This window comes from Methylobacterium sp. R2-1, from assembly GCF_014191355.1.
Classification (GTDB): Bacteria; Pseudomonadota; Alphaproteobacteria; order Rhizobiales; family Beijerinckiaceae; genus Methylobacterium.
In genome coordinates this window covers 239022-246291 of record NZ_JACHWM010000008.1, presented here as the reverse complement: position 1 = coordinate 246291, position 7270 = coordinate 239022, and the positions used below count along the sequence as shown (strand labels likewise).

Below are 7270 nucleotides of genomic sequence, written 5' to 3'. Positions count from 1 at the left end.
CTGTACCAGGATCACGACAAGCCGGAGAAGATGTACGCCGAGGCCGGTCTCGATGCCGAGGGCATCCTCAAAGCCGTCCGCGCCGCCCTGCCGGACCAGAAGAAGGGAAGCCGGACCGGGCGCCTGCGTCTGGCTTGAGACCGACGGCGCGGTGCTTGCCGCACCGCGTCATCGGTGAGACAAGCGCCGCGCCGTCCGGCCCAGAATCGGGTGCGTCGACGGAGCGGCGTTTCTGCTTGCCCGCCACCTGCGGGCGAGATCACCCGTGAATCACGCGAGCACGATGACAGAGCCGACCCAAAGCGGCCCGTTCCCGGCGGGGCCGGTGCTGATCACCGGTGCCAGCGGCTTCCTGGGCGCCGCCCTGGTGGACGTTTTCCGCGCGGCCGGGTTCGCTGTGCGCATCACCGTGCGCGCCTCGTCGCCCCGTACCAACCTGATCTGGCCGGATGTCGAGATCGTCGAGGCCGACATGCGCGACCGGGCAGCCGTGGCGAGCGCCATGCGCGGACAGCGCTACCTCGTCCATGCCGCGGCCGATTACCGGCTCTGGGCACCGGACATGGAAGAGATCGTTCGCACCAACCGCGACGGCACGCGCATCCTGATGGAGGAGGCGCTCAAGGCCGGCGTCGAGCGGATCGTCTACACGTCGAGCGTCGCGACCATCAAACCCCACGACGACGGCACCCCTGCCGACGAGACCCGGCCGCTGACGCCGGAGACCGCCATCGGCGCCTACAAGCGCAGCAAGGTCGTGGCCGAGCGCGTGGTCGATGAGATGGTTCTTCGCAATCGGTTGCCGGCGGTGATCGTCAACCCGTCCACGCCGATCGGCCCCCGCGACGTCAAGCCGACGCCCACGGGGCGCATCATCCTCGACGCGGCCCAAGGAAAAATCCCGGCCTTCGTCGATACCGGTCTCAACCTCGCCCATGTCGACGACGTGGCCGCCGGCCACCTGCTGGCCCTGCGCAAGGGCCGGATCGGCGAGCACTACATCCTCGGCGGCGAGGATGTGATGCTGGCGCAGATGCTCGCCGACATCGCCGGAATCGTCGGCCGCAAGGCGCCGACGACGCGGTTGCCCTACGCGGTGATCTACCCGATCGCGTTTGTATCCGAGCAGATCGCGCGGGTGACCGGCAAGGCGCCGCTCGCCACCATCGATGGCGTGCGCATGTCGAAGTACCGGATGTTCTTCTCCGACGCCAAGGCGCGGGCGGAACTCGGCTATTCCGCCCGACCCTACCGCCAGGGCTTGGAAGATGCCATCGCTTGGTTCCGTCAGGCGGGATACATGAAATGAGCGCCGCGCTTCAGACCGCCACCGACGCGCGCACGGGCAAGGGCCAGCACGACGAGAATTTTCCCGTCGCCTCGCACCTGATCCATCCGCGCAATCGCGGCGCGATCCTCGCCTTCTACAACTACGTGCGGGCCGGCGATGACGTCGCCGATCACACCGGGCTGTCGCCTGAGCGCAAGATCGAGATGCTCGACGCGCTCGCCGACGCGCTCACCGGCAAGGGTGGCTCGGACCCGTCGGTCGAGCCGCTGATACGCGAACTGGCCGCCCACAATCAGCCGCCGACCCACGCCCTCGAACTGCTCGAGGCCTTCCGCATGGACGCGCGCAAGTCGCGATACGCGGACTGGGACGAACTGATCCACTATTGCCGCTACTCGGCCATGCCGGTCGGGCGCTTCGTGCTCGATGTGCATGGCGAGGATCCGGCGCGGGTCTACAGGACCTCTGACGCGATCTGCACCGCGCTTCAGGTGCTCAACCACCTTCAGGATTGCGGCAAGGATTTCCGGGGTCTCGACCGGGTCTACCTCCCCCTCGACGTCATGCGGAAGCACGGCGCCGATGTCGCGATGCTGGGCGCGGACACCGCGACACCCGAACTGCGCGCGGTGATCCGCGAACTCGCCGAGCGCACGCTTCTGCTCCTGGAGGAGGGGGCGCCGCTCCCGAATCAAATCGACGATTTCCGCCTGAGCCTGGAGATCGCCGCGATCCATCGGCTGGCCGTCGTCCTGACCAAGGGCCTGCTGACCCGGGATCCCCTCTCGGAAAAGGTTCACCACGGCAAGGCCGCCTTCGCGCTCACCGCGCTCGGCGGCATCGCCGCCACTTTGGTGCGCCGCCCGTTCCGGTCGCGCGCGCCCCGTTCCGCCCCTGCCGGAGCCGGCCGATGAGCGCCACTGCTAGCCCGATGCCGGGCGAGACCCCGGAAGCGCCCGCCCTGCCGGCCGCCGGCTCGTCCTTCTACACGGCGATGCGCCTGCTCCCGAAGGAGCGACGCGAGGCGATGTACGCCGTCTACGCCTTCTGCCGCTCGGTCGACGACGTTGCCGACGATGGCGGCCCGCGCGAGGTCCGCGCGGCCGAACTTGACCGCTGGCGGGCCGATATCGATGCGCTCTACGCCGGCAACCCGCCGCCGCGGGTGAAGCCGCTGGAACAGCCGATGCGCCGATTCGACCTCAAGCGCGAGGATTTCCAGGCCGTGATCGACGGCATGGCGATGGACGCGGAGGAGGACATCGTCGCGCCCTCCGAGGCCAAGCTCGATCTCTACTGCGACCGGGTGGCCAGCGCCGTCGGGCGGCTGTCTGTCCGCATCTTCGGCATGCCGGAGCAGGACGGCATCCGGCTGGCGTGGCACCAGGGCCGCGCGCTGCAACTCACCAACATCCTGCGCGACATCGACGAGGACGCGACGCGCGGACGCCTCTACCTGCCGATGGAGAAGTTCCACAAGATCGGCCTGATGGCCCCGACGCCGCAGAGCGCCCTGGCGCATCCGCGTCTCGGAGAGGTCTGCGCCGCGGTCGCTGCGGAGGCGGAAGAGCATTACCGCCAGACCTGGGCGATCATCGAACGCAGCCCACGGCAGACGACCAAGGCGGCCCGCCTGATGGCGGCGGCCTACCGGCTCTACCTCGATGCCGTCGTGAAGCGCGGCTGGGCGGCCCCGCGGGAGCGGGTGAAGCCCGGCAAGCTCTCCCTCCTTCTCGTCGCCCTGCGTCACGGGATTTTCTGATGACGGGTACGGTTCACGTCGTCGGCGCAGGACTCGCCGGCCTCTCGGCGGCTGCCTCACTGGCGGAAGCGGGCAGCCGCGTCGTGCTGCACGAGGCTGCCAAGCAGGCGGGCGGGCGCTGCCGCTCCTATTTCGACCCGTCGCTCGGGCTCACCATCGACAACGGCAACCACCTGCTCCTATCGGGCAACCGCTCGTCCCTCGACTTCCTGCGGCTGATCGGAGCGCCGGACGACGCCCTGACCGGTCCCGATGAGGCGGTCTTCCACTTTGCCGACATCCGCACCGGCGAGCGCTGGGCCCTGCGCCCCAACGAGGGCCGCCTGCCCTGGTGGGTGCTGCGAGCGAGCCGCCGCGTGCCGGGAACCCGTGCGCGCGACTATCTCGCACCGGTGTCCCTGATGATGGCGGCCTCCGGCAACAAGCCGGGCAAGAGCGGCACGATCGGCGAGCGGATGTCCTGCGAGGGACCGCTCTACGAGCGGCTCTGGCATCCGGTCTTGCTCGCCGCCCTCAACACCGATCCGCGCGAGAGCGATGTCGGGCTCGCCGCCACCATCCTGCGCGAGACGCTGGGAGCGGGCGGGCGCGCCTGCCGGCCGCTCATCGCGGTCCAGGGTTTGTCCACCGCCTTCGTCGATCCGGCCCTGCGCTATCTCGAAAGCTGCGGTGCCGAGATCCGTTACGGCCGGCGTCTGCGGGCTCTGACCCTCGGGCAGGGCCGCATCGAGCGACTCGACTTCACCGACGAGCCGAGCCTGCTCGGGCCGGACGACGCCGTGGTTCTGGCCCTGCCGCCGTGGGTGACGTCGGAACTGCTGCCCGGGACACCGGCGCCACTGGAATTCCGCTCGATCGTCAACGCGCATTTCGCCGTGCGCCCACCGGAGAATGCGCCGCTGATGCTCGGCGTCGTCGGCGGCCTGACGGAGTGGTTGTTCGCCTATCCGGATCGCTTTTCAGTCACCATCAGCGGAGCCGACCGCCTGTTGGAGGACGGCCGCGAGGATCTTGCGCGCCGGATCTGGGTTGAGATCGCGGAATTGAACGGACTTGCACGGGAATTGCCGAGCTGGCAGATCGTCAAGGAGAAGCGGGCGACCTTTGCGGCGACGCCCGCTGAGGCCGCGCGCCGCCCCGGCGCGGCGACGCGCTACCGAAATCTGGTTCTGGCCGGTGATTGGACGGAGACGGGGCTGCCCTCGACCATCGAGGGCGCGATCCGATCCGGCACGAATGCCGCGCAAGCCCTTTTCCGCACCGGCATGTGCGGACGGGCACAGGCACAGGGAGTCGCTTGAAGGATATGACAACGGCATCGAGACAGTCGAGCGAGGCAAGGACGATGCGTGAGGCGGCCGCGAGCAAGGTCGAGACGCTGCAGCGTCCCAAGACCCGCGACGTGTCCCTCGACGACGTGGAGCGTGGCGTTCAGAGCGCCACCCGCGCGCTCACCGAGATGACCCAGGCGGACGGCCATATCTGCTTCGAATTGGAGGCGGATGCGACCATCCCCTCCGAGTACATCCTGTTTCACCAGTTCCGCGGGACCGAGCCGCGGCCGGGGCTGGAAGCCAAGATCGGCAACTACCTGCGTCGCACGCAGTCGAAGGTGCATGGCGGCTGGGCGCTGGTCCACGACGGCCCGTTCGACATGAGCGCGTCGGTGAAGGCCTATTTCGCCCTCAAGATGATCGGCGACGACATCGAGGCGGCGCATATGCGCGCGGCCCGGAAGGCGATCCTCCAGCGCGGCGGTGCCGCCAACGCCAACGTCTTCACCCGCATCCTGCTCGCCCTCTACGGCGAGGTGCCGTGGACGGCCGTTCCGGTGATGCCGGTGGAGGTGATGCACCTGCCGAAGTGGTTCCCGTTCCACCTCGACAAGGTGTCCTACTGGGCTCGCTGCACCATGGTGCCGCTGTTCGTGATCCAGGCCAAGAAGCCGCGGGCGAAGAACCCGCGTGGCGTCGGCGTGGCCGAATTGTTCGTGACCCCGCCCGATTCGGTGCGGACCTGGCCGGGTTCGCCCCATGCCACTTGGCCGTGGACGCCGATCTTCGGCGCCATCGACCGCGTGCTGCAGAAGACGCAGGACCACTTCCCGAAGGTGCCGCGCCAGCGCGCCATCGACAAGGCGGTGGCCTGGGTCTCCGAGCGCCTGAACGGCGAGGACGGGCTCGGCGCCATCTTCCCGTCGATGGTCAACTCGGTGCTGATGTACGAAGTGCTGGGCTACCCGAGCGACCACCCGCAGGTGAAGATCGCGCTGGAAGCCATCGAGAAGCTCGTCGCCGAGAAGGACGACGAGGCCTACGTCCAGCCTTGCCTCTCGCCGGTCTGGGATACGGCGCTCAACAGCCACGCCATGCTCGAAGCTGGCGGCGCTCAGGCCGAGGCCAATGCCCGCGCCGGGCTCGATTGGCTCAAGCCGCTCCAGATCCTCGACATCAAGGGCGACTGGGCGGAGACCAAGCCGAACGTGCGTCCGGGCGGCTGGGCCTTCCAGTACGCCAACCCGCACTATCCCGATCTCGACGACACCGCCGTCGTGGTGATGGCGATGGACCGCGCTCAGCGTCAGCATGGGCTGGTAAGCGGCATGCCGGATTACTCGACCTCCATCGCTCGCGCCCGCGAGTGGGTCGAGGGCCTGCAGAGCGCCGATGGCGGCTGGGCGGCGTTCGATGCCGACAACAACCACCACTACCTCAACCACATCCCGTTCTCGGACCACGGCGCGCTGCTCGACCCGCCGACCGCGGACGTGACCGCCCGCGTCGTCTCGATGCTGTCGCAGCTTGGCGAGACCCGCGAGACCAGCAGGGCGCTCGACCGGGGCGTGACCTACCTGCTCAACGACCAAGAGAAGGACGGGAGCTGGTACGGCCGCTGGGGCATGAACTTCATCTACGGCACATGGTCGGTGCTCTGCGCGCTCAATGCCGCCGGCGTCGATCCGCAGAGCCCGGAGATCCGCAAGGCGGTGGCGTGGCTCATCCGCATCCAGAACCCGGATGGCGGCTGGGGTGAGGATGCCTCATCCTACAAGCTCAACCCCGAATTCGAGCCGGGCTACTCGACCGCTTCACAGACGGCCTGGGCGCTGCTCGCCCTCATGGCCGCGGGCGAGGTGGACGATCCGGCGGTGGCCCGCGGCGTCAACTACCTCGTGCGCACGCAAGGGGCGGACGGGCTGTGGAGCGAGGAGCGCTACACCGCAACCGGCTTCCCGCGGGTGTTTTATCTCCGCTACCACGGCTACCCGAAGTTCTTCCCGCTCTGGGCCATGGCCCGCTTCCGCAACCTGAAGCGCGGCAACAGCCGGCAGGTGCAGTTCGGGATGTGATCTTTGGGACGTTCGTCCTCCCATGAGAGAGGCGGCGCGGGAGCATCCCGCGCCGTTTTCGTTTGTGCCGAACCGTGAGCCGGGCGACGCCGGCTCTTGCTGACATGAACCTGCGAGACGACCGTTGATCCCCTGGGAGCATCTCGACACCGCTTTGATCCCTGGCGAGGCGGGCACGTTGCGCCTGATGCGCCGCGGCACCGAGTTCTCGATTCAGCTCGACCGCAACGAATTGATGAACAGCCGTCTGAGCGGCTCCGAGGAGGCGCTGGCGCGGCTCTCGGCCGAGCGGATCGCGGGTGTGACGGCACCGCGGGTGCTGATCGGCGGCTACGGCATGGGCTTCACCTTGCGTGCCGCGCTGGGCTGCCTGCCTGCAAAGGCGCAGATCACGGTCGCCGAGATCGTGCCGGCAGTGCTGGTCTGGGCGCGCGGGCCGATGGCGGAGCTGACCGGCCCCAGCCTCGACGATCCTCGAGTGACGATCCGCGAGGCCGATGTCGCCGCCGTGATCCGCGAGCGGCCGGATGCCTGGGATGCGATCTTGCTCGACGTGGATAACGGTCCCGACGGCCTCACCCGCACGGCGAACGACCGGCTTTACGACGCAGCCGGTCTCGGCGCCGCCCGCGCGGCGCTCCGTGCCCGCGGCGTGCTGGCGGTCTGGTCAGCCCATCCCGACGCGGCCTTCACGCGGCGGCTCGGGCAGGCGGGTTTTGCGGTCGAGGAGGTGGCGACTCGAGCGCGGGGCAAGCGCGGGGCCCGGCACGTGATCTGGCTGGCCGGGCGCTGACACCAAGAGCAATCCCGGTCTCGACCGCATCCGGAGGTGCCCGCTTCGCGTCGGCATCTCCGGATGAGGGGATGG

General features: G+C 68.8%; 6 protein-coding genes. All 6 read left to right on the top strand.

The annotated features are described in order from the left end of the window. Window positions 1-283: 283 nt before the first annotated feature. Window positions 284-1309: a hopanoid-associated sugar epimerase gene (hpnA, locus tag FHU13_RS13615; RefSeq protein ID WP_183436411.1), complete on the top strand. Its 1026-nt coding sequence runs from the start codon at window positions 284-286 to the stop codon at window positions 1307-1309. Beyond that, complete coding sequence (gene hpnC / locus FHU13_RS13610; protein ID WP_183436410.1) at window positions 1306-2205, top strand: squalene synthase HpnC; 900 nt, start codon at window positions 1306-1308, stop codon at window positions 2203-2205. Before hpnA ends, hpnC begins: the two co-directional genes overlap by 4 nt. Beyond that, the gene (hpnD, locus tag FHU13_RS13605; protein ID WP_183436409.1) at window positions 2202-3053 is read left to right on the top strand and encodes a presqualene diphosphate synthase HpnD; all 852 of its coding nucleotides are present in this window, start codon (window positions 2202-2204) and stop codon (window positions 3051-3053) included. The genes hpnC and hpnD overlap by 4 nt, the downstream gene beginning before the upstream one ends. Continuing rightward, window positions 3053-4354 carry a hydroxysqualene dehydroxylase HpnE gene (hpnE, locus tag FHU13_RS13600; protein ID WP_183436408.1) on the top strand — a complete coding sequence of 434 codons (1302 nt, stop codon included), beginning with the start codon at window positions 3053-3055 and terminating at the stop codon, window positions 4352-4354. The genes hpnD and hpnE overlap by 1 nt, the downstream gene beginning before the upstream one ends. A gap of 44 nt (window positions 4355-4398) precedes the next feature. Continuing rightward, window positions 4399-6402, top strand: a complete 2004-nt coding sequence (gene shc / locus FHU13_RS13595; protein WP_183436407.1) for a squalene--hopene cyclase — start codon at window positions 4399-4401, stop codon at window positions 6400-6402. A 124-nt stretch (window positions 6403-6526) separates the two neighbouring features. Further along, a complete protein-coding gene (locus FHU13_RS13590; protein ID WP_183436406.1) occupies window positions 6527-7195 on the top strand; it encodes a spermidine synthase in 669 nt (222 codons plus the stop codon). Window positions 7196-7270 lie beyond the last annotated feature (75 nt).